General features: G+C 65.4%; 25 protein-coding genes. 17 read left to right on the top strand and 8 right to left on the bottom strand.

Features of this window, described 5'->3' with window-relative positions; all coding sequences use genetic code 11:
- Positions 1-257: 257 nt before the first annotated feature.
- From AB0M15_RS27720 to AB0M15_RS27710, 3 genes are all read right to left on the bottom strand, one after another.
- Complete coding sequence (locus AB0M15_RS27720) at positions 258-758, bottom strand: hypothetical protein (protein WP_363824375.1); 501 nt, start codon at positions 756-758, stop codon at positions 258-260.
- A 70-nt stretch (positions 759-828) separates the two neighbouring features.
- Positions 829-1,347, bottom strand: coding sequence for a GNAT family N-acetyltransferase (locus tag AB0M15_RS27715; RefSeq protein ID WP_363824374.1), 519 nt, complete (start codon positions 1,345-1,347; stop codon positions 829-831).
- Positions 1,344-2,645 carry a helix-turn-helix transcriptional regulator gene (locus AB0M15_RS27710; protein ID WP_363824373.1) on the bottom strand — a complete coding sequence of 434 codons (1,302 nt, stop codon included), beginning with the start codon at positions 2,643-2,645 and terminating at the stop codon, positions 1,344-1,346. The genes AB0M15_RS27715 and AB0M15_RS27710 overlap by 4 nt, the downstream gene beginning before the upstream one ends.
- A 215-nt stretch (positions 2,646-2,860) precedes the next feature.
- Here AB0M15_RS27710 and AB0M15_RS27705 point away from each other — a divergent pair, with 215 nt between their 5' ends.
- The 7 genes from AB0M15_RS27705 (at position 2,861) to AB0M15_RS27675 (ending at position 7,965) form a co-directional block, all read left to right on the top strand.
- Positions 2,861-2,986, top strand: coding sequence for a hypothetical protein (locus AB0M15_RS27705; RefSeq protein ID WP_363824372.1), 126 nt, complete (start codon positions 2,861-2,863; stop codon positions 2,984-2,986).
- The gene (locus AB0M15_RS27700; protein WP_363824371.1) at positions 2,986-3,171 is read left to right on the top strand and encodes a hypothetical protein; all 186 of its coding nucleotides are present in this window, start codon (positions 2,986-2,988) and stop codon (positions 3,169-3,171) included. The genes AB0M15_RS27705 and AB0M15_RS27700 overlap by 1 nt, the downstream gene beginning before the upstream one ends.
- Positions 3,172-3,256: 85 nt before the next feature.
- Positions 3,257-3,583, top strand: coding sequence for a hypothetical protein (locus AB0M15_RS27695; RefSeq protein WP_363824370.1), 327 nt, complete (start codon positions 3,257-3,259; stop codon positions 3,581-3,583).
- A 323-nt stretch (positions 3,584-3,906) separates the two neighbouring features.
- The gene (locus tag AB0M15_RS27690) at positions 3,907-4,167 is read left to right on the top strand and encodes a hypothetical protein (protein WP_363824369.1); all 261 of its coding nucleotides are present in this window, start codon (positions 3,907-3,909) and stop codon (positions 4,165-4,167) included.
- A gap of 11 nt (positions 4,168-4,178) precedes the next feature.
- The gene (locus AB0M15_RS27685; RefSeq protein ID WP_363824368.1) at positions 4,179-5,027 is read left to right on the top strand and encodes a DddA-like double-stranded DNA deaminase toxin; all 849 of its coding nucleotides are present in this window, start codon (positions 4,179-4,181) and stop codon (positions 5,025-5,027) included.
- A complete protein-coding gene (locus AB0M15_RS27680; protein ID WP_363824367.1) occupies positions 5,024-5,449 on the top strand; it encodes an Imm1 family immunity protein in 426 nt (141 codons plus the stop codon). The genes AB0M15_RS27685 and AB0M15_RS27680 overlap by 4 nt, the downstream gene beginning before the upstream one ends.
- A 1,700-nt stretch (positions 5,450-7,149) precedes the next feature.
- Positions 7,150-7,965 (top strand): PIN domain-containing protein, encoded by an 816-nt coding sequence (locus AB0M15_RS27675; protein WP_363824366.1) that lies wholly within the window; start codon positions 7,150-7,152, stop codon positions 7,963-7,965.
- Between the two features lie 774 nt (positions 7,966-8,739).
- Here the strand turns inward: AB0M15_RS27675 and AB0M15_RS27670 are convergent.
- Both AB0M15_RS27670 and AB0M15_RS27665 read right to left on the bottom strand, forming a co-directional pair.
- Complete coding sequence (locus AB0M15_RS27670) at positions 8,740-9,570, bottom strand: alpha/beta hydrolase (protein WP_363824365.1); 831 nt, start codon at positions 9,568-9,570, stop codon at positions 8,740-8,742.
- 13 nt (positions 9,571-9,583) lie between these two features.
- On the bottom strand, positions 9,584-10,354 hold the full coding sequence (locus AB0M15_RS27665; protein WP_363824364.1) for a hypothetical protein: 771 nt from the start codon (positions 10,352-10,354) through the stop codon (positions 9,584-9,586).
- Positions 10,355-10,421: 67 nt separating this feature from the next.
- Here AB0M15_RS27665 and AB0M15_RS27660 point away from each other — a divergent pair, with 67 nt between their 5' ends.
- From AB0M15_RS27660 to AB0M15_RS27640, 5 genes are all read left to right on the top strand, one after another.
- On the top strand, positions 10,422-10,922 hold the full coding sequence (locus AB0M15_RS27660; RefSeq protein WP_363824363.1) for a MarR family transcriptional regulator: 501 nt from the start codon (positions 10,422-10,424) through the stop codon (positions 10,920-10,922).
- A 71-nt stretch (positions 10,923-10,993) separates the two neighbouring features.
- On the top strand, positions 10,994-11,233 hold the full coding sequence (locus tag AB0M15_RS27655; RefSeq protein WP_363824362.1) for a hypothetical protein: 240 nt from the start codon (positions 10,994-10,996) through the stop codon (positions 11,231-11,233).
- Entirely contained in the window at positions 11,226-12,047 is an 822-nt protein-coding gene (locus AB0M15_RS27650; protein ID WP_363824361.1) for a GNAT family N-acetyltransferase, read from the top strand. Before AB0M15_RS27655 ends, AB0M15_RS27650 begins: the two co-directional genes overlap by 8 nt.
- A 12-nt stretch (positions 12,048-12,059) precedes the next feature.
- Positions 12,060-13,016: a LuxR C-terminal-related transcriptional regulator gene (locus AB0M15_RS27645; protein WP_363824360.1), complete on the top strand. Its 957-nt coding sequence runs from the start codon at positions 12,060-12,062 to the stop codon at positions 13,014-13,016.
- Between the two features lie 88 nt (positions 13,017-13,104).
- Positions 13,105-13,494, top strand: coding sequence for a YciI family protein (locus tag AB0M15_RS27640; RefSeq protein WP_363824359.1), 390 nt, complete (start codon positions 13,105-13,107; stop codon positions 13,492-13,494).
- A 76-nt stretch (positions 13,495-13,570) separates the two neighbouring features.
- Here the strand turns inward: AB0M15_RS27640 and AB0M15_RS27635 are convergent, their stop codons facing one another.
- Positions 13,571-14,353 (bottom strand): SGNH/GDSL hydrolase family protein, encoded by a 783-nt coding sequence (locus tag AB0M15_RS27635; RefSeq protein ID WP_363824358.1) that lies wholly within the window; start codon positions 14,351-14,353, stop codon positions 13,571-13,573.
- A gap of 92 nt (positions 14,354-14,445) precedes the next feature.
- Between AB0M15_RS27635 and AB0M15_RS27630 the strand changes: the two genes are divergently transcribed.
- From AB0M15_RS27630 to AB0M15_RS27620, 3 genes are all read left to right on the top strand, one after another.
- Positions 14,446-14,883 carry a cupin domain-containing protein gene (locus AB0M15_RS27630; protein ID WP_363824357.1) on the top strand — a complete coding sequence of 146 codons (438 nt, stop codon included), beginning with the start codon at positions 14,446-14,448 and terminating at the stop codon, positions 14,881-14,883.
- A gap of 104 nt (positions 14,884-14,987) precedes the next feature.
- Positions 14,988-15,497, top strand: a complete 510-nt coding sequence (locus AB0M15_RS27625; RefSeq protein ID WP_363824356.1) for a MarR family transcriptional regulator — start codon at positions 14,988-14,990, stop codon at positions 15,495-15,497.
- 85 nt (positions 15,498-15,582) lie between these two features.
- Positions 15,583-18,600: a hypothetical protein gene (locus AB0M15_RS27620; RefSeq protein ID WP_363824355.1), complete on the top strand. Its 3,018-nt coding sequence runs from the start codon at positions 15,583-15,585 to the stop codon at positions 18,598-18,600.
- Positions 18,601-18,675: 75 nt separating this feature from the next.
- On the opposite strand, the gene AB0M15_RS27615 is transcribed toward AB0M15_RS27620, so the two are convergent.
- Both AB0M15_RS27615 and AB0M15_RS27610 read right to left on the bottom strand, forming a co-directional pair.
- Positions 18,676-20,472 (bottom strand): BTAD domain-containing putative transcriptional regulator, encoded by a 1,797-nt coding sequence (locus AB0M15_RS27615; RefSeq protein ID WP_363824354.1) that lies wholly within the window; start codon positions 20,470-20,472, stop codon positions 18,676-18,678.
- Between the two features lie 82 nt (positions 20,473-20,554).
- Entirely contained in the window at positions 20,555-21,355 is an 801-nt protein-coding gene (locus AB0M15_RS27610) for a methyltransferase domain-containing protein (RefSeq protein WP_363824353.1), read from the bottom strand.
- A gap of 395 nt (positions 21,356-21,750) precedes the next feature.
- On the opposite strand from AB0M15_RS27610, the gene AB0M15_RS27605 reads away from it, so the two are divergent.
- Both AB0M15_RS27605 and AB0M15_RS27600 read left to right on the top strand, forming a co-directional pair.
- The gene (locus tag AB0M15_RS27605; RefSeq protein ID WP_363824352.1) at positions 21,751-23,586 is read left to right on the top strand and encodes an ABC transporter substrate-binding protein; all 1,836 of its coding nucleotides are present in this window, start codon (positions 21,751-21,753) and stop codon (positions 23,584-23,586) included.
- On the top strand, positions 23,583-24,677 hold the full coding sequence (locus AB0M15_RS27600) for an ABC transporter permease (RefSeq protein WP_363824351.1): 1,095 nt from the start codon (positions 23,583-23,585) through the stop codon (positions 24,675-24,677). The genes AB0M15_RS27605 and AB0M15_RS27600 overlap by 4 nt, the downstream gene beginning before the upstream one ends.
- Position 24,678: the final 1 nt, after the last annotated feature.

The following is a 24,678-nucleotide window of genomic DNA, read 5'->3' as shown; positions in this document are numbered from 1 at the left end:
CTAAGAACAAGAGCAAAGAACAAGAGCAAAGAACAAGAGCAAAGAACAAGAGCAAAGAACAAGAGCAAAGAACAAGAGCAAAGAACAAGAGCAAAGAACAAGAGCAAAGAAGGTCGGGGGTTGCTGCTGATTCTAGGCGCCTGAATCAGAGCAAAATACTAAAGTACCAAACAGGGTAATAGAAAAATAGATATTCGAGGTAGCCTGGGGTGTTCGATCGGGCAGGGCGTCTGTAACTCAGCTGGAGCGTCGGACTTCTAATCCGTTGGTGGCAGGTTCGAACTCTGCCGGGCGCAGCATGGAGATCTCCTGCGAACCTCTATCGTCAGAAAGACGGTGGAGGTTCTTTGTGTCGCCGGCCAGACGGTGGACGGTGGCGAAAGACTCGCGTAGTTCAGCCCGGCCCGCAACGGGGCCGGCTCGTCGTATTCGACGTCAATCCACAGGTTCTCGAACAGGAGCTGGTTAGACAGGCGTCTTACATCCGTAGCGCCGAGCCGGTACACCTCCTCACAGCGACCAGGCTGGTCGAGGACCAGTTCAGGCGTCTCCTCAATCTGGCTGTACACGATCTGTGAGGTGGCGAGGACGCGTTCAGCGTGTCCGAGTTCCTTGGTAATGCGCTCTTGCTCCTCGCGCGCCAGATCTTCAGGGATTGCCCCGGCAATAAGGCTGTGAGCCACGTGAAGTATCAGCGCTGCTTTCCTGCTGCCAACTGGACGGTCGCGCCGGTCGGACACGTAAACCTGCGCGATCACTTGTCGTTGTCAGATAATTCATCCTCAGTGATTCTTCGATCGCTACATGTGACCTAGGCGGCGGCCAAAGCTAACTAAGATCCGTCACCAGCGCATCCATCACCGGCTCGCCGTCCGTGAAGCGCCCCGCCACCCGCCAACCCCAACGCAGGTACATGGCGTGGGCACTTCCGCCCACCGTGGCGGCCAGCGTGGCGTAGGGCTCCGGTCGATCGGTGAGTAGCTGGTCCATCAGCGCTTTGCCGAGACCGCGGCGGCGGAAGTCTTCGTGTACGTCTAGTTCAATCACAGCGAACTTGGTGGCTTCAAGTACGACTGCCGGAGGCGGCTCGATATCCGACCACCACTTGCCGGCCTCGAACCGCAGCCCGAAGCTAAACCCAATCAGGCGATCGTCCAGCCGCAGCGCCACCAACTCGAAGCCATCCCGCTGACACTGCGCCATCGTGCGCTCAATGAAAGCGTCGCGGCTGTACATCGGGAAGTCGTGCTCGGGTTGGTTGTGGATCGCCATGTATAGATCGGTCAGCTCGTCGAGCATCTTGAGTGTGGCGTCGCCGTCCAGGCGCTCGTAGACGGCCCCAGTCACGCGGTTAGCTCCTTGATGGGCGATTGGGCCAGCAGTTCGCGGTACGAGATCACATCAGGCCGCTTGAGATCGGCCTCAGATAGCGGCTCCAGCACGCGTTGCGCCAGGTCGCCCACCATGCGGGTCCGCTGGGCCACAGGCAATGCCTCGAGGCGGCTGTGGGCGTGGCGCAGCCCCTCGGTGGTGTCACCCGACTTGGTTCGCGAGAACGCTTGCAGCAGTTCGATCTGAAGGGGGGTGCGGAAGTCCGTCACCGGGTACAGTCGTTTGGCTTGTTCGGCCGCAAGATCGGTCTTCGCGGTGTCGCCGGAGTAGGCGTATACCCAGGTCTCGGTATAGCGCAGCCGATCTTCGCTGAAGCAGTGCACCGAGTCGGGGTTCTCACGCACCTCGTCCGGCAGCTGCCCCAGGATCTGTTCCGCTTGGACCAGCTCGCGCTTAGCATCCTCGTACTTGCCTGCCAGCACCAAGGCTTGAGCCCGACCCGTGCTCGACGAGGCCAAGCCATGGCAGGCGTGGCCGTTGCCTAACCGGATGGCTTCGGCGGTTTGACGCAGGAGCAGGTGGGGTGAGCGCTTCTCGTACAGGCCGTGGATGACGTTCTGACTACGCACCCACATTTGCGCGTCTAGGTCGCCGGACACATCTGTAGCCGACTGCGCCGTGCGCCACCATTTGCCGGCCTCGCGGGTATGCCCGAGGTTGGACAGCGACTTTGCCATGGCGCAAGCCAGCATCCCGGCCACCGTGCACCAGTCCTTGTAAGCCGGAGCATTGGGCTTCATGCGGCCCACGATGAGCCGGACAGAGACCAGGTCGCCCGCCAGGTCCGTCACGAACTGATGCGGTGGATCGGTGAGGTAGGAGTAGCCGTACTCGATCACGCGCTCTTGCCAGAACTGCACGTTGGTGTCGGCGGTCATGAAGGCGTTGTGCACGCTGGAGCGGATGGTCTCAAGCGCGGCGGCTGCGGGAGAGCTGGCAGTTGCAATCCCTAGTACAGCGAGGCTTTCTAGCAATCGACGGCGTTCCACGTCCTCCTCCTGTCTGCTCGTGGTCCCGTCGCCCAACCTAGCTAACTGCTCAACATCTATGCCATCCAGGAGGTCGCTTAGTTCGTCAGCCGTCACCCGCAAGGCGTCCGCCAACTGCAGACGAAGCCATGGCTGAGGGTTGCTTTCGGCCGATTCCCAGCGCACGACAGTAGAGCGGTCGACGCCGAGTTTTTCGGCCAGGCTCTCCTGAGTAAAACCAGCTATGCGTCGTCGTTGGGCCAATAGAACCCGACGGTTTGCCATCCGCACCACCCCCTTTCGCCGGGATTCGACGGTATCCCAGGATCTCAGGCCGGACGGGGCGGTGCGCGTGCCGCCGCATCAATGCATCGTTTTTGCGTCATCAACGCCATGGCTGGATTCCATGCCAGACGGTGTGATGGATCAGGTCAGTCCGGCCAGTCGCCGTCTGTAATCATCCGACGCCAGTTCGTGATCTATCCTCACGGGGAGCCACCGTGGAGCCCACAGCGTTACTGCACCTGTCCAACCTCATGCCGCCTGCCCAGTGGCTGTTTGTAGCAGCCGCCCTCATGTATGTCGGCATCAGCCGCGACATCGTGGCGGAGGTGCGCGGCCTGTGATGACGCTGGCCGAACGTCCGCTGCCCACTGACCGCTGCGTGCGGGTTTGGTTCGGTGAGCACGTCATCGCCGAGTACACGGCCGAACCAGAGACTGCCATCCGCTACCAGGCCGCCATGACTCGGCGCTTCGCCAGCCTGCGAGTGACCATCGAGCCGGTGGCGGTGGCAGATGAGCAGTCGTGAAGGGCAGGCGTCGTCGGCGCTGGTGGACGGTGTTGTGGGAGCGCCTGAACAACGCTTTCCAGCGTTGGCTGGACGAGGATCTGGAGTGACCGACTACACCCGTCCGCTTCTCCTGGGCTATGTCCTCAAGCACCTGCTCATGACCGACGACGAGTTGGCCGAGATCAAAGACCAGTTGGAACAGTTCGCTCGGGTTGAGGGCTACGCCATGGGGACGATTTACGTCGAGGACAACTCCACCAGCCCGGCCGCCTTCGAGGCCTTGATTGAGGCAGTCAACCGCTACGAGGTGACGACGGTCATCATCCCCAGCCGCCTGCACTTTGCAGCGCTGGCGGTGACCCATGACGTCAAAGACACCTTCGAGCGCACGACTGGCGCGCGGGTCATCGTTGCCAATCCCTCCCCATGAACTGGCGGGACCGGTGGGGAGTCGTCCTCAGCCCCTCCGTGCGGTGGATCGCCGCACACCTCACCGGTCCCGTCACCCATCGTCCCTGTCTGAGCCGACCCCGAGTCCCCTGTATTCCCTCCCGGCTCAGACAGGGACACCAAAGGCCGGCTGGCGCGGTCGATGCGAGTGAGGCTGCCCGCGCCAGCCGCTCCACCTCTTCGACACGGCATGAACGGATGCCGTGTCGAAGAGGGCCGACGCCGCTCCTTGTTGCTTTCGTCCCCAAGGGGCGGCATTTGGCCAGCCAACTCGCCCCCAACCGACAAGAGTGAGGCTTACATATGTCCGACATTCAGCGCCTGAAGGCCCAGCTCTACCAGCTCATGACCGAAGCTCAGCAGGGCGCGGGCAGTCTGGGCGGTTTCCGCCAGAAGTTTGGGCAGACCAGCGCCCAGGTCCAAGCCCTCATCGCGGGTTCCGCCACCGGTGCCGACCGCGACATTGCCGAGCTATTGGACGCGGCCGGGCGGTCCCTCGAGCAGGCGGTCGAGTCGTTGCAGATCGCGGCGCAAGGCTGCCGTAGCTACGCGGACCAGATCTAGACCACACACGTATGCCGTCCGAGCTGCAACGCGTGGCACTTGGGCTGGTCGCTGCCTTCGACGAAATACCGCGTGTCATTGGTTACCTGCAACGCACCGCCCAGCGTTGCCGGGAACAGGCGGGACTCGTCGGGGGCATGTCGGCCAATCCGGCTGCCCAGCGGGCCGCCATGCAACTAGACGAGGCAGCCCGTCGTTGTGATGAGGCTGTCCACTACCTGAGCCAGACTCCGCCCAAAGCCCGCGCATGGGCCGAGCAGATGGTTAACGGCACTCGTACGGCCGAACCGGGCGACCGGCCCACCGGTGACGGTCCCATGGTTGGAGGTGGTAGCCCACCGGCCGCGGGAGGCCGGCGCGGGGACGACTCCGCGAAGCCGGAAGGCGAGAAGGCATCCAAGGCCGCGAGGCCGGCGAATGACCAGAGTCCCGAGCCGCCCGACGACTTCGACCCATATGCCCGCGAGATCCTGGAGCGCCTGCCCGAACGCAAGGTCAGTCGGGGCTACAGTCCCAAGACCCGAGGCATTTGGCACGACGACGAGGGCATAGATCATGACTTGGTCAGTGGTCGCCACGATCCCGAGTTTGGGGAAGCTCAACGCCACGCTGAACGGCTCGGCCTGGTGGAGCCGCCCTACATCCTCTCCACCGCCGCCGATGTTGAACTCAAGTTCGCCATGCGCATGCGCCGCGACGGCATCCGCAAAGCTCGCATCATCTTGAACAACCGCCCCGGCCCCGGTGATCTGGGCTGCAACAAACTTCTGCCAAGCTTCTTGCCACCCGGTAGTCAGCTGACGGTCTACGGACCTGGCGGTTTCAAGCACACCTACTACGGAGAGACGGATCCGCAATGAGCATCGTCAAGGCCTACTACAAGCACGAACACGACGCCGATCCTCTGCGCCTCGAAACCGCCGCCGACGTCGACCGGCTCATCGACGGACTGCTCGCTGAGGACTACGAGCACTCGGTCGCAGCCCTCTATGTCGAAGGCCGGATCAACGCGGCCGGAGCTCCCGACCACGAACTGCTAGTCGCCGTCAACAACGAGGACGGCGACGTCGGGGCGCTGCGCTACATGGGTGGCGGCGGTAACTACTTCAGCCGCGGCGAGGCCGGCGGCGACAAAGAGATTACCTACTACTACACCAGTAGCGACCGCGAGTTCCCGGCCGACGCGGAGCTGCCAATTGCCCAGATTCGAGAGGCTGTCAAGGAGTTCCTGGTCACCAGCGATCGGCCAACCGTGGTCGATTGGCAGGATGAGTCCTGTTGATAGCGGGAATAGACAACGTTGGAGGCAGGCTTGACGGCTATCGAGATTAGCTTCGATCAAGTCCTTTTCCAGGCAAGCGTAGCGAGAGTTTTGAGATTCGAGTACTATAAAACATAGACCCAATAATCACGGGGGTGGAACGCCGACATGGAGTCCATTCGCAAGTGTTACGCAAGAGTACTCGGCGGATGCTCTTCAGGTCTATCACGTGAGCACTATATATCTCGTGCGGTGCTCGACCAATTAGGCGCGATCTACATTGAAGGACTAGGACGTACTCCTGACGGGGGATACGGCTCAGCAAGTCTTACAGCCAAAGTTCTCTGTAGCTCCCACAACTCCGAGCTTCACCACCTAGACACGGAAGCTGCCAAGGCGTTCCGGCTGCTACGCGAGCTCCAGACCTCGCTGGATACTGGCTCCCCGCCGGCGCCTACTCGGACAGAGCGCCTAGATGGCCCCCTCTTTGAGCGATGGCTTCTCAAACTTGCCCTTGGGTTGGTTGCATCCGGCCAAATCGGAAAGGCACAGCAAAACACAAAAATAACGACGGTAAGACCGGGCTATGAGGTAGCGCTACTAAACATTGCTTTCGGGCAACAGGAGTGGCCAGCTAAATGGGGTCTATATCTGGACTCCATTCAAGACCAACCTTTCAGCGCACAGACCACGAAAGATGGCTCAACAGCTGAGTTGGGAGCTGAACCATTGACCAATCCAGTCGACAACACTCTCTGGGGGCTACGAGCATGGATTCGATCCTTCCCGTTTCTGCTCGCCTTCGGTAAGCCCGACCACCTTGCATCGACCATGCATCGACCAGGAGAACTCATCCTCGATAGCCCAACACAAGAGAGAGTAAACGTCATTGAACTGAAATGGCCTCACGACAAGCAAAGCCATGAGACATTACACCTATCCCGCATTGGAACTAATAATTCTATGTAGCCATGCGCTAGATTTGGAGCGGCGCGCTTGAGCACCGGCCCCAGAGGGCACAATCAAACGCCAGAAGGCGCCCACCGATTGATGACAGTACTGTCCACGTGCTGTAGCCGACGACCAAGGTCGCCTAGGTGGTCACGGAGGACCTGCCGGCTGACCTCGGCTCTGCTACTTGAAGTGCCCGCCGGCAGCGTTACCCACTGACTCTGCGTGACTCGACAGCCGACGGCCAGCGGCTCCACCACCAGCTCGCCGCCTCCAGACTGGCCGCTGGCGATGTCGCGAGTTACCGCTCGTCGGCTGGGCTCGTAGGCGACAACTTCGAGCATGCTGCCAAGGGGACCTGTATCGATGAATGAACAGCTGTACTTGGCCCAGTCCCAGAGGCGTGCCCGCTAGACGCTCAGCGTGCAAGGTGCGGTCTGACAGCAGGATCGAACTTCGTGGATCTTCGAGGAAGTTCCACACTGTCCGAGAGTCAAACGGCAGCTCGATCGTCGCCGTCTCGTGCAGCTACACCGGCGTTGCACTGAGCCAGGCGACCTCCCAACGGAAGCGTGCCCTGGCCTTGTTCGCCTGCTTCATTGCTTCCCCCGCTCGCAGAACCACTGCTAGCTACATCGCTAGACTTTGGCTACCCGTTACGACGTTCGTCCACGCGGCGTTTCGGGCAGCGCCAAGAGAACTGTCACTCTGATCTGGCATCCGCCCAGCGAGAGCCGACCACACGCTCGTGTTGTGGGATGGTGTTCAGCGTGACTGTGAGACTGCTCCCAGGCGTGGCCGCAACCGCCGTTCTCGAAGAACTCGACCGCTTGATCAACGGAGCCGCTGACGCTCGTGCCAGCGACCAACGCGATCAGTATGCGAAGTACGTCAGGTGGGCGACGAACGCCGCCCGCTCGCTAGGCGCCAGTCTCAGCCATGAGGATGTCAATCGCCTGGTTCTGACGCAGCGGCATTGGGTCATCCAGGGGCTGGTGCAAGGTGAATTATCAGCTCTGCTCGCCGTCCAACTGGAACTCGATCAAGCCGTTGCTGCGCTGTCGGCTGCACAAGATGTATTGCGGGAGCAGATGAGCATGTGGCCGAAGCAGGACGAACTCGGTCGCATCATCGTGCCGGACACCAACATCTTCTTGCAACACACAGACGAGTTTCCCGACATCGACTGGGCGGAAGCAGTCAAAGCCAGGGGACTTGAATCCCTGCACATCGTGATACCGCTTGTCGTTATCGACGAGTTGGACCGCGCTAAGCGCAATCACACGACGAAGCCGCGTGCGAGACAGACACTAAAGCTGCTCAACAAGATGGCTCTACATCCCGGGCGGCCGGTCAGCCTCCGAGAGTCCAGCCAGCACGGCACTGTCGATGTCCGCGTCCTACCTGAAGAAGTCGACCACGTACGTCTAGCCGACGGGGATATGGAAATCGTTGATGTGGCGAGCGCACTTAAGGACCTCACTGGTCTGGAGGTAGTGCTCTTTACCTTCGATACTGGCATGGTGGTGCGAGCGCGGTCGCGAGGTACGGGCGTGACCGTCCGCCAGCTCACGCAGGACCCCTAGACTCTGCCTGTTGGCCTAGAGCCGTGGGCCCAGCCTGTCGGAAGGGGGCGCCCGTTGCCAACTCCCAAACGACCGTCGATCGAGCACTCACGGCATCCCTTGTCGATCCGGGGCTTGTCGTAGGCAAACTCACGCTCGCGCGGGTAGACCTTGGTCCAGCGAAGCGGGTAGCCCGCGCTCGACAATCCTGCATGAGTCTACCGCGGCGACGTCCGTGAGGCGAGCTGCGGCTAGGTGCCCGGTCTCCGATTCTCACCGAAGTACCGCTCCCTGCTCAGCCAGACGTCGTAGTGCCGCTGACTCACGAACTTCCTGCCAGTCGCCACAAACTGACCGCACCCACACCGGCAACTACGCCCCTCTGCGATCTCTCGCGGGTGCCGATCCGCCGATCCAAGGGCAGCCTTGGCCCGCAATCTGTCCAGATCTGATCGAAATTGGACGTTCGTAAGATGTTCGGTCAGGGGCGCCCTAGGTCAGGACTGCGTCGGCGCGATCGGGTGGCCAGGGCGGTGGTCGTGGTGACTGTCCAGTCGTCGTCGGTGAGGACGATGCCGAGGTGGAGGCGGTCGTTGACTATCGAGGCGATGGTCGCCGTGTTGAGTGGGCTGTTGGTGTAGCCGCCGAAACGGTTGGGGGCGTCCGGCGTATTGGAAGGCCGTGGCTGGCTCGTCGCTTGTGGATGTGGCTACTGCTCGGCATGCGCGTAGTCGTTCCCGGTCGCCGGAAGGCTGCTGTTATCCAGTCGTCCAATGATCTTTCCGCCGGGCAGGCTCAGGCCAAGAAGTTGCGTATTGCGGTGAGCCATGCGTCGGGTTGGTCTATGTGGGTCATGTGGCCGGCTTCGTCGAGGATGGCGGCGCGGGCCGTGGGGATCGCGGTGGCGGCTTCGGTTGCGAGGTGGGCGGGGAAGGTCATGTCCTGGCGGCCTTGGAGGAGCAGGATCGGGAGGTTTGATGTGGCGAAGCGGGTCAAGGCGTCGGGGTAGCGGGGGGACGGGAGGGTGCCGGCTAGGTAGGGGGCGTCCCAGTCGTTGGTGAAGTGGATGTTGTTGATGCGGGATAGGTAGTCGGGGAGGGATTCGGGGAGCCAGACGTTGGAGCGGGCGCTGGTTAGGGCGTTGTGGTGGGTGCGGGCGGGGCCTTCGAGGGTCGTGGGGGTTTCTTCGGACTGGCGGAGGGTGCGTTCGGGCCAGTTGGGGAAGGCGTTGGGTGGTACGGGTGGGATGCTGCTGGAGGCGACGATGAGGCGGCGGACTCGGTTGGTGCGGAGGGCCAGGCGTTGGGCGATCAGGCCGCCGTAGGAGAAGCCGAGTACGTCGGATTGATCGAGCTCCAGGTGGTCTAGTAGGGCGATCAGGTCGTCGACTACTAGGTCGGGGGTGTAGCGGTCGGGAGGTAGGCCGCCGGTTGAGCGGCCGCAGCCGCGGAGGTCGGGGAAGACTAGGCGGTGCGCGGGGGCCAGTTGGGTTAGCGGGTCGCGTAGGTAGGTGTGGTCCCAGCAGGGGCCGCCGTGGACTACCAGCAGGGTTTTGTCGGCTGGGCCGGGGGAGTGGGCGGTGAAGAGTTCTACCTCGTCGGATACGCGAATCAGCTCTTCGATCACCGTGCTGAGTGTGTCAGTTCATGAGGTCTGCTGATTGGGCTTGTAGCCAGGGGATGTTTGCTTGGTGGGACCAGCGGTTCACCTCTGTGGCGAGGGCTTTGGAGGCGGCTGGGTTGCCTTCGTCGCGGGCTAGTACGGCTAGGAGGGTTTGCTGGGCCAATGCGCCTAGGAGGTGGCCGACTTTCTGGCGGAGTTCGGTTGAGCGCTCCCAGTGGGCTCGGGCTAACGGGAGGTCGCCGGCAGTGTGGGCGTGGTCGCCCAGGTGGCGGAGGGCGAGCGAGATCAGGAGGTCGTCGCCGGAGCGTTCGCCGAGGTCGAGGGCGGCTGTGTAGGCAGCGAAGGCATCGTCGGGATGTTCCAGCAGGTTGTCGGCGATCACGCCGGCATAGAAGTGGGCATGGCCGGAGCGGCTCTCGTCGGGGGCGGTCTTGGCGAGGTGGTTGGCGCGCTCAGCCAAGCCGGGACCTTCGGTGACGTCGTGGGCGACGAGGGCGGTGCCGTACTCCTTGCGGAGCTGCAGGAAGGCGAAATCCCAACTAATAAAGGCGTCTGGCGTGTCGGAGAGGGATTCCGCGAGTACTGCGAGTCGCGCGCCGGCGTGGTCGGTCTGCTGGGCGAAGTCCTGGTCGACGGCGACCTCCGCCAAGGCGGCTGCCAGGGCTAGGCGTTCTGAGGGCGTCTCGGGGTGAGCGGCGGCGAGGAGTTGGGTGGCGTCGTCCCACCTGCCCGCTCGCATCAGGCAGAGACCGGACCGGATGAGCGGGGAGAGCGCGATCTGAGTCATGCGCAGGAGGGTATTTCGACATCGAAAGGTTTGACAACAAAGCTTCACTCGCTGAATCATTCGGCTGGTGAAGGACTCGATCGACGCGCACGTGGAGTTGTGGAGCCGCGAGCTCCCGGAACTGGACCTCCGGGTGGAGGGGATCGCGACCCGGTTGCAGGCGCTCGGGCGCTACCTCGACCGCCGGCGGGACGTAGTACTGGCTGAGCACGGCCTGCAGTGGTGGGGTTTCAAGACGCTCCACATGCTGCGCCGCGGCGGAGTGCCGTACCAGTCCACGCCCGGCCGACTGGCCGGCCAGCTCGGCCTCTCCCCGGCCGCGATGACCAACCGCCTTGATGCGCTCGAGCGGATGACGTACGTCGCCCGCCACCACGATCGCGACGACCGGCGCAAGGTCGTCGCCACCCTCACCGAACCGGGGCTGAAGATCTGGCAGCAGGCGCTCGGCGACATCACCCAGATCGAGGTCGACCTGGTCAACCAGCTGCCGCCGGCCGACCAGGATCGGCTGACCGATCTGCTCCGCATTCTCGTTCTCTCAACCGAGTCACCGGAGAATGTATAGATCCAGCCGGCGGCTCCGACCTGTGTTGTGAAGGCACCCATCAGGGGAGCCCGCAGCAGGAGCGTGCAGAGATGGAAGCGTTGAGTCTGGTCGTGAACAGCAAGATCGTCGCCGACGACGTGCGGCACTCGAGCAGCGGTTACGACGAGGTACGCCGGACCGCCGAGGAAGCCCTCCGTGCGCAGCGTCGCCGGCACCGTCCGTGGAGCGCTCTCCGGCGCAGCGTCACCGCGCTGGTCCGGCGACGTTCGGCCAGCACCGAACAGGTCGTGAAGAGCCCCCGTCTCGTGGCACAGTCCTCGGGTGACTGAAGGAATCGACACCCAAGCGAATACAGCCCGGGCCGCGAAGCTGCTGGCGGCCTACGACGACCAGCTGCGCGGCGGCGCCGAGGCGGCCGACGTACCGACGAGCACGGACGGACCCGTCATCCGGGTCGAGTACCCGAGCCGCGGATTCGTCAGCTACCGCTCTCTCGCAGGGCTCGACGGCGCGGAGCTGGACGCGCTGATCGCCCGCCAGCGCGAGTACTTCGCCGCGAAGGGCCAGCCCGTCGAGTGGAAGACCCGTGGGCATGACCTGCCGGCCGATCTGACCGAGCGACTCACTGCCGCCGGGTTCGTGCCGGAGGAGCGCGAGACGGTCGTCATCGCAGAGAGCGCCGAGATCGTCCAAAAGCTGGCCGGTCGCGACCAGGTCGAGGGCGTGACGATCCGGCGTACCGACGACAAGGCCGACTTCGAGCGGATCGCCGCGATGGAGTCGACCGTCTGGGACCAGGACTGGTCCTGGCTGACCGACGACCTGGTACGCCGGCACGCGACCGGCCTGACCGACATCTTCGTGGCGGAAGCGGCCACCACCGGCGAGGTCGTCTCGGCCGCCTGGGCGGTCTACAAGAAGAACACCGATTTCACCGGCCTCTGGGGTGGCTCGACGCTCGAGGAATGGCGTGGCAGGGGCATCTACAAGGCACTCGTCGCCGTCCGCGCCGCCCGAGCGGCCGAACTCGGCTACCGCTACCTCCAGGTCGACGCCTCCGACGACAGCTCCCCGATCCTCCAGCGCCTCGGATTCCTCGCCGTCACAACCACGACTCCGTACGTCTACACGCCGAAGAACTGATACACAGGAGGGATGCACCAACTTCGCGCATTGGGCATCTCCGCCGAGGCCGAGGCGATCTACCTCGATCTGATGACGCGTGGTGCGTTGAGTGTCGAAGAGCTCACCCCGGGTGGCGACTCCACAGGGCTGGAAGGACCGTTGGGGGAGCTGGCCGCGATCGGGCTGATCGAGCGGGCCGACGGCAAGGTGTTGCCGCAACCGCCGCATCTCGCGATGGAGGCGCTGGCGCAGCGGCGGACGAGGGAGGCCGATCTCGCGCGAGAGAGCGCTGCCTTGCTCTCCGATCTGTGGACCGCCGGGATCGGGCAGCAGACGTACGTCGACTTGCTGCCGTCGGCCGAGACGGCGCGGGCCGTGCTCAACCACGTGCAGGTCGACGTCCAGCACCAGGTCCGGGCGATGACCGTGGGCAACCTCGCGTCGCCGGATCATCAGATCGTCGACGGGCTGTTCGACGCACTCGGCCGCGGAGTCACGTACGAGGTGATCTACGGGACGCGGGTGCTGCAGGATCCGGCGGCGCTCCGGATGGTCCAGCTGTGTGTCGATGCGGGCGAGCAGGCGCGGGTGTTTCCGCAGGTACCGCTCAATCTGACCATCGTCGACGACCGTTGGGCGCTGCTCTCGGCGCGGACCACGGCCGGCGAGATCACGAGTACGGCGGCGATGGTCGTACATCATTCCCCGTTCCTGACCGGCCTGGTCGGGGTGTTCGACGCGTTCTGGCGGATGGCCGTGCCGATCACCAGCGGGACCGACACGAGCGACGCGGTCGGAGCGCCGTCGCTGGAGACGAAACGGTTGCTCACGTATCTGAGCGCCGGTCTCACCGACGAGTCGATCGCTCGCGAGTTCGGGGTCAGCGAGAGAACGATCGCCCGCCGGATCAGCCGGCTCCAGGAGACGCTGGGAGCACAGACCCGGTTCCAGCTCGGCGTACAGGCGTCGCGTCAGAAACTGCTCTAGACCAGAACCCTGTCGAGAACGCGAGATCGGTTCCGACGTAGCTGCTGAGCGACCCCGGTACGGGGACAGAGGACAAGGAGTGGGACCGATGAAGTACATGCTGTTGATGCACTCGAACAAGCAGGGCTGGGACGACATGCCGAAGACCTGGTCGCAGGACGACATCAAGGTGATGGTCGAGTACATGCACGAGCTGAACCGGGAGCTGCAGGCAGCCGGTGAGCTGGTCGAGGCGCGTGGGCTCGAAGGTCCGGACAAGATGAGGACCTACCAGGCGCAGCCGGACGGCGAGCCGATCATCACGGACGGCCCGTTCAGTGAGACGAAGGAGGTGCTGGCGGGCTACTGGGTCGTCGACGTGGCCACCGACGAGCGCCTGCTGGAGATCGTCGACCGCATCTCCGTCTGCCCCGGCCCTGGTGGCCTGCCCGTCAACCAGGCGGTGGAGATCCACCCCCAGGGCGTCGCCCCCGCGTGACCGGCATCCGGCGCCGATCGAGGGTCAGCGGAGCCGGCGCCGAGCAGGGGTCAGCGAGGCCGGCCCCGATCGGGGGTCAGCGGAGCTTGGCGACGATCAGGTCGGCGACGGCGGACATGCCGGCCTCGGTCGGGTGGTAAGGGGCCGGACCACCTGGGCGGATCCGGAAGCCTGAGGTCCACGGCTCGGCCGATCCCACCGCGTGAGAGCGCCCGGCCGCCGACGCTTCGACGAGGTCGGCGCCGGTCGCCTCCGCGGCCGTCGCGAATGCACCAGCCAGCCCGTCCGCCATCATCACGATGCTCGGCAACTGTTCCTCGTTCAGCGGTACGTCGAGACGCGCGCGAGTACCCGGACCGACCACGGTCAGGTAGTCGACAAGCACCACCCGGCTCCGGGGAGCGCGTTCCCGGACCGCATTGACGACCTCAGTGAGCGACGCGGCGACCGCGGCGTACTCGGCCGGCTCCTTGAGGTAGCTGACCCGCGCCCGGATCCGGTTGGCCACCCGCCGTCCGAGCAACGTCGCCGGCTTGGCCAGCGTGTTCATCATGCTGCCCCGGATGAACGTCCCGATGTACTCGAGATCGTTGCCTCCGGCAGTGATCGTGACCAGCGCGGTATCGGGGCCCACAGCATCGATCTGCGGCCGCGCCTCGTCCTGCCGTTCGCGCAGGATGTTGGTCGTCGTCGCGCCGGAGTACGTGACGTCGGTCAGCTCCAGACCGAGCGCTTCGGCCACCAGATGCGGGTAGTTGCGGCCGGATCGAGCGGCAGCCTTGTCGACGATCGGCTTGATTCCGGGGCCGGCGGCAAACGAACTGCCCAAAGCGACATAGCGACTGCCTGGCGTGATCACGGGCTGACGATACCTGGCACGATGAATTGTCACAGCCTGTATGGCTGTGCTGTCTGTGCTGTATCCAACCCCTGCGAAGAAAGGAATCACTCATGCGTGGAGCCACTCGGGGAATCCGCCGGACCGCGCTGGCCGGCCTCGCCGCGGCCGGCCTGGCCCTGGTGCCCGCCGTCGCGGACGCCACCCCCGGCTCGGGCGTGACCGGCAAGATCATCAGTCAGACCACGGTCGGCGACACCGACTACATCCTGCGCGAGGTCACCATCGCGCCCGGTGGCAAGACGGGCTGGCACTTCCACGACGGCACGCTGTACGCCTTCGTTGCCCAGGGCACGCTCACGCACCCGGACGCTTCCTGCGAACCCACCGTCTACAAGACCGGTGCCGCCTTCGTCGAGCCCAGCGGTGCGAACCATACCCACATCGGCCTGAACCTCGGCAAGAAGCCCGTCGTCCTGGAGGTCCTGTACGTCCTCCCGCACGGCGCTCCGCTGTCCGAAGACGCCCCCAACCCGGGCTGCGACTTCTAGGTTTCTGACCCGGAAGGGCGGGCAATCCCTGCCCTTCCGGGACCTTTGGCGATCCTTCCGGGCAGTTCTGGTCTGTATAGTCGCCAATAGTTCACTGGTTAACGATGAGGTGGAATGTGGCGGCTGATCGGCATGCGGAGTTCCGGGAGCGCTGGATGAGGATGCGGCCCGAGCTGGATCTCGCGCCGGTTGAGCTGTTCGGACTGGTCAAGCACACGCAGGCGATGCTCGACCTGCTGCTCGAGCCGGTCTTCGAGGCGGCGGCGCTGAGCTCAGCGGAGTTCGACGTACTTTTCCAGCTCAGGCATGCCACCGAGCCGACCATCGCGCGCCGGCTCGCGATGTCGATGGGCCGGTCGCCGGCCGCGCTGAGCAAGTCCCTGGCGAAGCTGGAGCAACGCGGCATGGTCCGCCGCGAGGCGAACCCGTCGGACCGCCGAGCCGTCCTGGTCGAGATCACGGAAGCGGGCGAGACCGCCGTCGACGACATCTTCCCCCGCCGCCTGACCCTCGAAGCCGAAGCACTCGAGCCCCTGACACCGGCCGACCGCGCAGCCGCGGTCAAGGCGCTCACCCTCCTCAGCCAAGCCGTCGAAGCCCGCGCCCGCCGCTGACCGGAGTACTAGCTGGACCGTGCCGCAAATCTGCCGACGTGGTCCCGGTGTGGGGGTGGGATTGTGCACGGGCATACTCACCCGGGTGAATGACGAGTTCGGGGTTGGTGGGATCAGGGAGCGCGTGCTGGCTGGGTGGGCGGCGGCGCCGGTTCGGTTCAGGGAGGATGCCAATGCCGAGGAGGATCTGGCGCTCGGTGGATACCTCGATCGAGTGGTGGTCGAGCTCGCCCAGAACGCGGCGGACGCGGCGGCTCGGGCGGGTGTGCCGGGGCGGGTGCAGTTCTCGCTGAGCGGTGGCACGCTGGTCGTCTCGAACACCGGTACGCCGTTGAGCGCCGAAGGTGTGGAGTCGCTGGCGACGCTGCGGGCGTCGGCCAAGCGCGACGACTCGGAGAGCGCTGTCGGACGATTCGGCGTCGGCTTCTCGGCCGTCCTGGCGGTGACCGACGAGCCGGTGATCCTGTCGCGGACGGGTGGCGTCCGCTTCTCCCGCGCCGACACCGCGGCCGCCGTCGCCGAAGCCGGAGTGCGATCGCCCGGCCTGGCGACCGAGGTACGCCGACGCGACGGCCAAGTACCGATCCTGCGCCTGCCTTTCGAAGCCGAAGGCGAGCCACCGGAGGGCTACGACACCGCAGTCATCCTCGCGCTGCGCGACGAGGCAGCAGCGGACCTGGTACGCCGCTTGCTGGCCGAAGCCGACGATGCCCTGCTGCTCGCCTTACCCGGCCTGCAGCAGATCGAGATCGACATCGAGGGCTCGACACGTGTCCTCACCGACGCCGAGTCCCGTTGGTATGTGCAGCGGGCATCCGGCGTACTCGACGAGAGCGACCGCGAGCGCCTACTCGCCGACCGCCCCACCGAAGAACGCTCCCGCCCGTACTGGTCCATCCTCTGGGCCCTCCCGCGGTCGGCGGCCGCCGAGTCGCCTGGCGGTGCCGACGCGTTGTCGGCGAACGATGCGCTGCCGCGCGTCGTGCATGCGCCGACCCCGACCGATGAAGCGCTCTCTCTCCCAGCGTTGCTCTTGGCAACCTTTCCGCTCGACCCGTCGCGGCGCCACGTGGCCACGGGAGCGCTCACCGATCATCTGGTCGAGGAGGCGGCGAAGGCCTACGCGGAGCTGCTGCGCACCCGCGCCGAGGACGGGGCGAACGTCCTCCCGCTGGTGCCGATCGGCCTCGCGGCCGGCGCATTGGATCGCGCTCTCCGGGAGGCGATCCTCGCGGCATCGCCCGGTACGCCGATCGTCCGCGCCGTCGAGGACGGCGCACTGCTGTCACCTCGTGAGGCCGTGGTTGTCGAGGGCTCGGACGATGCGTTCAACGTCGTGCTGGCGCCGATCGTGCCCGGCCTGATCGCGTCACCGCGTCAGGATCGGACCGCACTCGACGCACTCGGCGTCCGTCGCCTCGATCTCGCCGATCTCGTCGACCAACTCGGCTCGGCTGCCGCGACGGAGCCGCCCGCGTGGTGGCACAACGTCTATGGAGCGCTCTCCGCGATGGTCACCGAGCCATTGCTCCGCGAATCCCTCGGCACCCTCCCCGTCCCACTGGCCGACGGTCGGCTGGTACGCGGAGTCCGTGGCCTGCTCCTCCCCGGCAACGAACTGACGGCCGACGTTCTGGCGATCTTCGGCGAGTACGGCGTACGGGTCGTCCACCCCGAGGCCGTGCATCCGTCGCTGGAACGCCTGGGAGCGCTCCCCATGTCGCCGCGCGCCTTGCTGGAAGACAACGCCGTCCGGGCGGCAGTCGAGCACTCCGCCGAGGCCGACGACCCCGACGTCATCGCCGAGGCCGTCCTCACCGTCGTCGCCGCGGACGTTTCCCACGCCGAGGGCCTGTGGTGGCTGTCCGACCTCGTACTACGAGACGCCGAAGGCGAACTAGTCCCCGCCAACGCGCTCGTCGTCGCAGGCTCGGACGCAGCCGCCGTGCTCGACGAGGAGGAGGTCGCGCCGATCGACAACGCGACCGTCGAGCGCTTCGGCCTGCCCGCGTTGCAGGCGATCGGCGTCTTGAGTTCGCTCGGGACCGTCTCCGCCGCGGACGTGACACTCGACGAGTTGCCCGAGGCGCTGGCAGATCTCGACGGGATCGAGGACTGGGCCGACGACGTCGCGCCGGACGGCTCGCGGTTCGGGGTGACCGTGGGGGAGTTGCTCGCGGTTCGCGACCTGGACTGGATCGTCGACGACGCCTGGCCGCGGGTTCTCGAACTCTTCGGCTCATCGCCCGAGCTCCGTCGCGCGCTGGTCGAGACCGTGCGCGTGGTCGGGCCTGACGATCGTCCGCATGGCGCGCTGTCCTACGCCGCTTGGTGGATCAGAGAGCGTGTTCTACTCGAAGACGGCGAGCCGTTGGCAGGCCGGGCCGATCCGGCCGCCGACCCGATCCTGGCGAGCTTCCTCGACACCGCACCGGAGTGGACGGCTCAGCTCGACCCCGAGGTGCGGACCGCGGTCGGCCTGGTGCGCGTGGTCAGCGATCTGGATGCGGCCGGCGTCGAGCTGCTGCTGGACCGGCTCGCGGATCCCGAACGGGAGGTCGAAGAGAGCGCGATCCTGCGGCTGTGGAGTCAGCTCGGCATCCACGAGGCGTACCCGGGGGAGACGCCGGACGACGTTCGGGTGCTGGACGGCAGCGGCGTCACCACGGTGATGAACGCCGGTGATGCAGTGGTCGCCGATGCGCCGATGTGGTTGCAGCGTGGGGATCTGGGTGGTTTCGTGGTCGCCTCCGGGGCGGCCGCGGACGGGCTGAGCGACCTACTCGACGTACCGATGGCAGGCGAAGTCGCCGACGGCAAGATCGATGGGGAGGGGACCGAGGCCGACGTACCGGACCTCGTGCGTGAACTCGTCCCCGAGGCGCCGGACACCTGGTGGGAACACGAGGAGCTGACCGTCGACGGCGTGGACGTCTCCTGGTGGGTCGACGAGGACAAGAACCCCCACGCCGCCACCTTCGACGGCCTGGCCAAAGCCCTGGCCTGGTCCTCAGGCCGCTGGGACCAACGCCACGTCATCCGGGCAGTCCTGTCCGAACCAGACCGATCCAGCGAACTCCGCCTGGACGCAACCTTCGACTAGCTGTCGAGCGGCCGCCCCAGCCCTCGTCCACGACTGTCGAGTTCGTCAGAGGGGTGATCACGATTCTCTGAAAGCTCAGTGAATTGACAGGTCAGTCAGCGCGGGATTGTCGATCTCCGCGCTCAGCAGCCGTGCCGAAGCAGCCGCCGACGAGTCGCCGAGCCGAGCTTGATGCAGCTTCGCGCGGACCATCAGTTCCCGCATGTCGCAGCGAGCTGCCAACGCCGCGAGCTGCGCCACCAACGGCCGAGCGCGTTCGACATCATCGCGCGCCAACGCCGTAGTACAGGCTGCGTCGAGCACGTGACCATGCACCCATTGGTATCGATCGGGTTCACGCCCTGCCCGGCTCACCGCCTGCGTGAGCCACTCGGCCGCGCCGCCATGATCCCCACGACCGGCGCTCAACAGCCCGAGCCCGCGCCCCGCCATCCCTTCCCAGCAAGGGTCGTTGAGCTGACACCCGAGCACCCACGCCTGCTCGAACCCATCCGCGGCCGCATCGAGATCACCGGCGTACAGATCGAGCTCGGCGTTGAGCGCCTGCGGCCAAGGCAGGAAGGCGATCCACCGTTCCTGCCGGACCAGATCAAGCGACTGCTGCATGATCGAGATCGCCTGGCTGTACTCCGCGCGCAGCAGCCGAGCCCGGCCCATGATCGACAACGACCATGCCTGCTGCCGCCGATCCCCACACCGCGCGGCCGTCTCGACCGACTCACCCAAGTGCTCGAAGGCAGCCGGATAGTCGCCCTGATCCGACGAGTTCATCCCCAGTACGCCGAGAATCGCCGCGTGCTCCTCGTCGCTGGAAGCCAGCCCCTGTGCGCGAGTCAGCCAACTGCGCGCTGTCTGGCGCCGGCCGGCCTGTACTTCGACGAACCCCAGCTCCCGATGGGCGAGTACCGACGTCCGCCGATCACCCGCCTCCTCCGCCACCAGGATCGCCTCGTGCAACACGATCGCGCCCTCTTCGTCATGCCCACGGATCGCATGGACGAGCGCTCCACCGAGTGCCGCGAGAGCGCGACCTCGGAGCTCGCCGTCGCGACAATGCTCCGCCTCAGAGACCGCTCTCCGAAGACACTGCAGACCGGCGTCCACCGCCCCCGCCGCGATCGCCGCCCGCCCTGCTTCGAGCTGACTCGCCGCTGCCGCCCGTCCGCCCAGAGCCGGACCCGCGATCCGGCCGGGCCCAACCTCGGACGCCTCCCGTAACGCAGCGGACGGTTCCAACCCCAGCTCACGCCGCAGAAGGTCTTCACAGACAGCGATCTGGCGGAGCGCACCCGTCCGGTTCCCCGAGATCGCGAGGCTGCGCACCAGCAATTCGTGGTTGCCCTGCTCCAGCGGATTCAGCGCCACAGCCTTCGATGCATAGGCGATGGCATCACTCGCTCGCCCACTGGCCACCAGCGACACAGCCGTCTCCCGCAGCCGTCCCTCGATCGCAGCAGAGAGCCGATGCCGCTCCACCAGCAACCAGGACTCGAACTCCGGGCAGGACGGAAGCTCCACCCCAGCAAGCAATTCACCGTTGAAGTCCAGCAACGGCGACGGATCCGCCGAGTCCTCAGTGACCACGAGGATGTCCACAGAGGTGTCCAGCGCAAGTGTGAGGACCAGAGGATCGCCGGTGATGATGTCCCCGCCGCCCAACGCTCGCCGCAGCTCAGCCAACGACCAGCGCAACGCCCCCAATGGGTCATCCGCATCGGCGAACAGCAGCTCCGCCAACCGCTTGCGACTCGGCGGCCGGTCAGCCAGCAGGAGGTAGGCGAGCAGAGCCCACGTCTTACGCCCGCGCGGCGGACGCACAACGCCACCAGCTTGCTCGATCGCCGGCGCCCCCAGCAACCTGATCTTGCTCATGCCTACCCCCTCCCCGAACCTCAGTGTGGCGCACCGGCCGGCCCCCGGGCGAGTGCCCAGCCGATGCACCACACGGACCGAGTCAGCGCCTGATGCCGACTGCTTCCAGGTACTCCGCGTAGGCCGCGACCGTGCCGTCGTCAGCCCGGTTGAACTTGCGCGCCACCTCGGCCAGGTCGGCCGCGAAGGCTGCCAGGTCGGCCTCGGACAGCGTCCCGGCCAGCTTGGTGATCGGCCCGTAGTACTGCCGGAACCACTCCGAGAAGTGCTCAGGCGAGTGGTACCGGAACACGAACGACCGCTTGGTCAGCCCGACCCACTCGACCCGGTCCCGGAACAGCCCGCTCAGGTACTCCTCGTTGCCCCACAACGTCGCCGGCTGTACTCCGGCAGGCGGCGGCGCCCACTTGCCGACCGTCCGGAAGAGGTCGCCGATCATCCCCGTCGGCGTCCAGCTGGCCAGCGCGATCTTGCCACCGGGCTTCGTCACCCGGCACAGCTCATCCGCCGCCCGCTGGTGATCCGGCGCGAACATCACGCCGACCGTGCTGCCCACCAGGTCGAACGCCTCGTCTGGCACCGGCAACTCCTCCGCGTCACCCTCCAGGAAGGTCACCGGCAGGTGCTCGGCCTCCGCCCGCTCCCGCCCTTGCTCGAGCAGGTTGACCGCGTAGTCGACCCCCGTCGCGTCGGCGAACCGCCGAGCCGCGGCGAGCGCCACATTCCCTTGCCCACAAGCGACATCGAGCACCGTCTGGCCGGCGCGCACATCCGCCGCCTCGACCAGCTGCTCGGCGATGATCTGCAGCGTGTTGCCGACCCGGGGGTAGTCCCCCGGTCTCCCACCCCGCCCGCTGCTTGGCCTTGATCGCCCCGAAATCAATCGCCGTCCCCGAAACTTCCGTACTCATCCACAGCTCCTCTGATACCGAAACCGCGCCCCCCAGCGACGCCACCGCCCTGCGCGGTGTACCCCGATCAGACCGGGCCGGCGTGTGACGAGGCGTGTGACCACCTGGCCCGATCACGGTCACCCAGCACAGCGCTTTCGTTGTCAGAGGTTGATATATCTACTGATCAGCGCATTCGGCCCGTCCGGTGTCGGCCACACGCAAAGTCTTGCCAACGTTGTCATCGCTACTTATAGTCCGAGAAACGTTTCCAACGGTGACAGCCGTGCCGACGCAAGTGAAACGGAGGTGGCTTCCATCACATCGGGCCGGCCTGGTGCCGGGTGAGGAGAGTCCGGTCAGGACTCGGATCGAAGGGAACCATCTCGTGAACGATGCGCCGCGCCCACAGTTCGAAGACGTCGCCGATGTCGTCCGCCACCAGCTGAGCCGACGATCCGTGATGGGAGGGGGAGCGGCGGTACTCGCCACGTTCCTGGCCGCCTGTTCCGGCGGCGGTGGCTCGTACTCCGACAAGCCGGCCGGCAACAAGCCCGCCGCCACCAAGTCGATCCAGATCGGCAAGGCGAACATCCCGGTCCCACGGGACCAGTCGGTGATCGTCGGCCAGGTCGAGTACACCGTGTTCGACAGCTTCAACGGGATGATCCCGAACGGCTCGCCCGGTGGCGCCGGGGTCGAGCTGGCCACCGAGCCGCTGTTCTTCCTCAGCTTCGCCACCGGCAAGCTCACGCCGTGGCTGGCCACGGAGTACAAGTACAACGACGACCACACCGAGCTGACGCTGAAGTTCGATCCCAAGGCCCACTGGAACGACGGCAAGCCGCTGGGTGCCAACGACTTCCGGTTCACCGTGATGCTGCTGAAGGACCGCCCCGACCTGTTCGGTGGCGGCGGCGAGTTGAAGGAGTTCGTGAAGAGCGTCGAGGTGCCCGACGAGCACACCGCGGTGGTGAAGCTGCTCAAGCCGACGCCGCGGCTGCACTACAACTTCATCGCGGCGATCGCCGGCGCGCCGGTCAACCTGATGCCCGAGCACATCTGGAAGTCGCAGGATCCGACCAAGTACAAGGACAATCCGCCGGTCCGCTCCGGCCCGTACAAGCTGAAGCAGGCGATCCGGAACCAGAAGATGTTCGTCTGGGAGAAGGACCCGAACTACTGGAACAAGGACAAGCTCGACGTCAAACCGCAGTACGCGGTCTTCCAGAGCATGTCGAAACAGGGTGACCAGGCGTCGCTGGCGTTCGAGCGGGTCGAGTTCGACGTCGGCTCGATCGACGCGCAGCACGCCAAGCAGCTGGCCAACTCCGGCTACCCGAACCTGCTGACCACCCAGTTCCACGACCCGAACCCACGGGTTCTGTGGCTGAACTGCGACCCGGTCCGGGGCGTGATGGCCGAGGACAAGATGCGCTGGGCGATCAACTACTGCCTGGACCGGGACAAGATCGGCAAGTCGGTCTGGCAGGTCGAGGTACCGGCCGCGATCTACCCGTGGGCCGACTACCCGACCAACGACAAGTGGAAGAACGACGAGCTGGCGAACAAGTACAAGTTCGAGTACAGCCTGGAGAAGGCGACCGCTTTGCTGGACGAGGTCTGTCCGAAGAACTCGGCCGGCAAGCGGACGTACAAGGGCAAAGAGGTCAACCTGGAGATCATCACGCCGGCGCAGGTGGACAAGGACGAGTACGCCATCGCGAACGTGCTGAAGACCGACCTGGCCAAGGTCGGCGTGCCATGCACCCTGCGTAGCCTGTCCGGCAGCGTGCACGACGAGAAGTTCCAGCGTGGTGAGTACGACATCGACTCCAGCTGGGCCGGGTTCGCGATCGATCCCGAGCAGTTGTACACCGACTGGGAGAGCAGCGACGCGCAACCGGTCGGCAAGAACGCGGCCGGCAAGAACAAGATGCGGTTCCGCGATCCGGCGTTCGACGAGATCTCCAAGAAGCTGGCCGGGATGGATCCGGACAGCGAGGAGGCGAAGCCGCTGCTCGCGCAGGCTTTGGAGGTCTACTTCCAGAAGCTGCCGCTGCTGCCGGTGATCCAGACCGGGTATCCGCAGTTCTTCAACACCGCGTTCTGGACCGACTGGCCGACCGACGACAACCTGTACGAGGTGCCGCTGAACTGGTGGCCGCACTTCACCTTCGTGCTCGCCAAGATCAGGGCCACCGGGCAGAAAGGGCCGGCGTGACCGCTGAGGCGCCGCCGGTGGTCGTCGTGGACAAGCCCAAACAATCCGTGGCCCGGACCGGGCCACGGGCGTGGCTGTCCCGGCACCCGCTGGCGGCGTACGCCCTGCGCCGCTTCGGGCTCTATCTGATCGAGCTGTGGGGAGCGCTCACGATCGCGTTCTTCTTCTTCCGGATGATGCCGGGCGACCCGATCAACACGCTGATCCAGAGCCTGCAGCAGAACTACATCTACAACGCGCAGGCCAGCGCCGAGATCATCGCCCGGTACCAGCACGAGTTCGGTCTGGACGGGAACATCTTCTCCCAGTACCTGAAATACATGGAGAAACTGATCCTGCACGGCGATCTCGGCCCGTCCCTGATCAACTACCCGACGCCGGCCCAGGACGTCATCCTCAGATCGTTGCCCTGGACAATCGGTCTGCTCGGTATCTCGGCCGTACTGTCCTGGCTGATCGGCATCGTCGTCGGCGCGATCGCCGGCTGGCGGCGTGGCAAGGCCGGCTCGACGATCATCACCAACCTGTCGATCGCCCTGGCCCACGTACCGTTCTTCTTCGTCGCGCTGATCCTGGTCTACGTCTTCGCGTACACCCTCGGCTGGTTGCCGGCGCGGTCGGCGTACGACTCCAACATCAATCCGGGCTTCTCGCTCGACTTCATCGGCAGCGTGCTCAAGTACGGGCTGTTGCCGGGCCTGTCGATCGTGGGCATCGGCGCGATGGGCTGGATCCTGTCCACGCGAATGTTGATGGTCCCGGTGCTCGGCGAGGACTACCTCGTGTACGCCGAGGCGAAGGGCCTCAAGCCCTGGCGGATCCTGACCCGGTACGCCCTGCGCAACTGCTACCTGCCCCAGGTGACCGCCTTCGGTATCTCCCTGGGCTTCATCTTCAACGGCAACGTCCTGGTCGAGCAGCTCTTCAACTACCCAGGACTCGGTACCACCCTGGTGACCGCCATCCAGCAGCTCGACTTCAACACCATCCTCGGCGTCACCGACATGGCGATCTTCTCCGTGCTGACCGCCGTCCTCCTACTCGATCTCCTCCTCCCGCTACTTGACCCACGCGTCAAGTACTGGAAGTAGG

Origin of the sequence: Kribbella sp. NPDC051718 (assembly GCF_040681515.1) — a bacterium.
GTDB lineage: Bacteria > Actinomycetota > Actinomycetes > Propionibacteriales > Kribbellaceae > Kribbella.
This window is presented reverse-complemented; position numbering and strand designations above follow the sequence as displayed.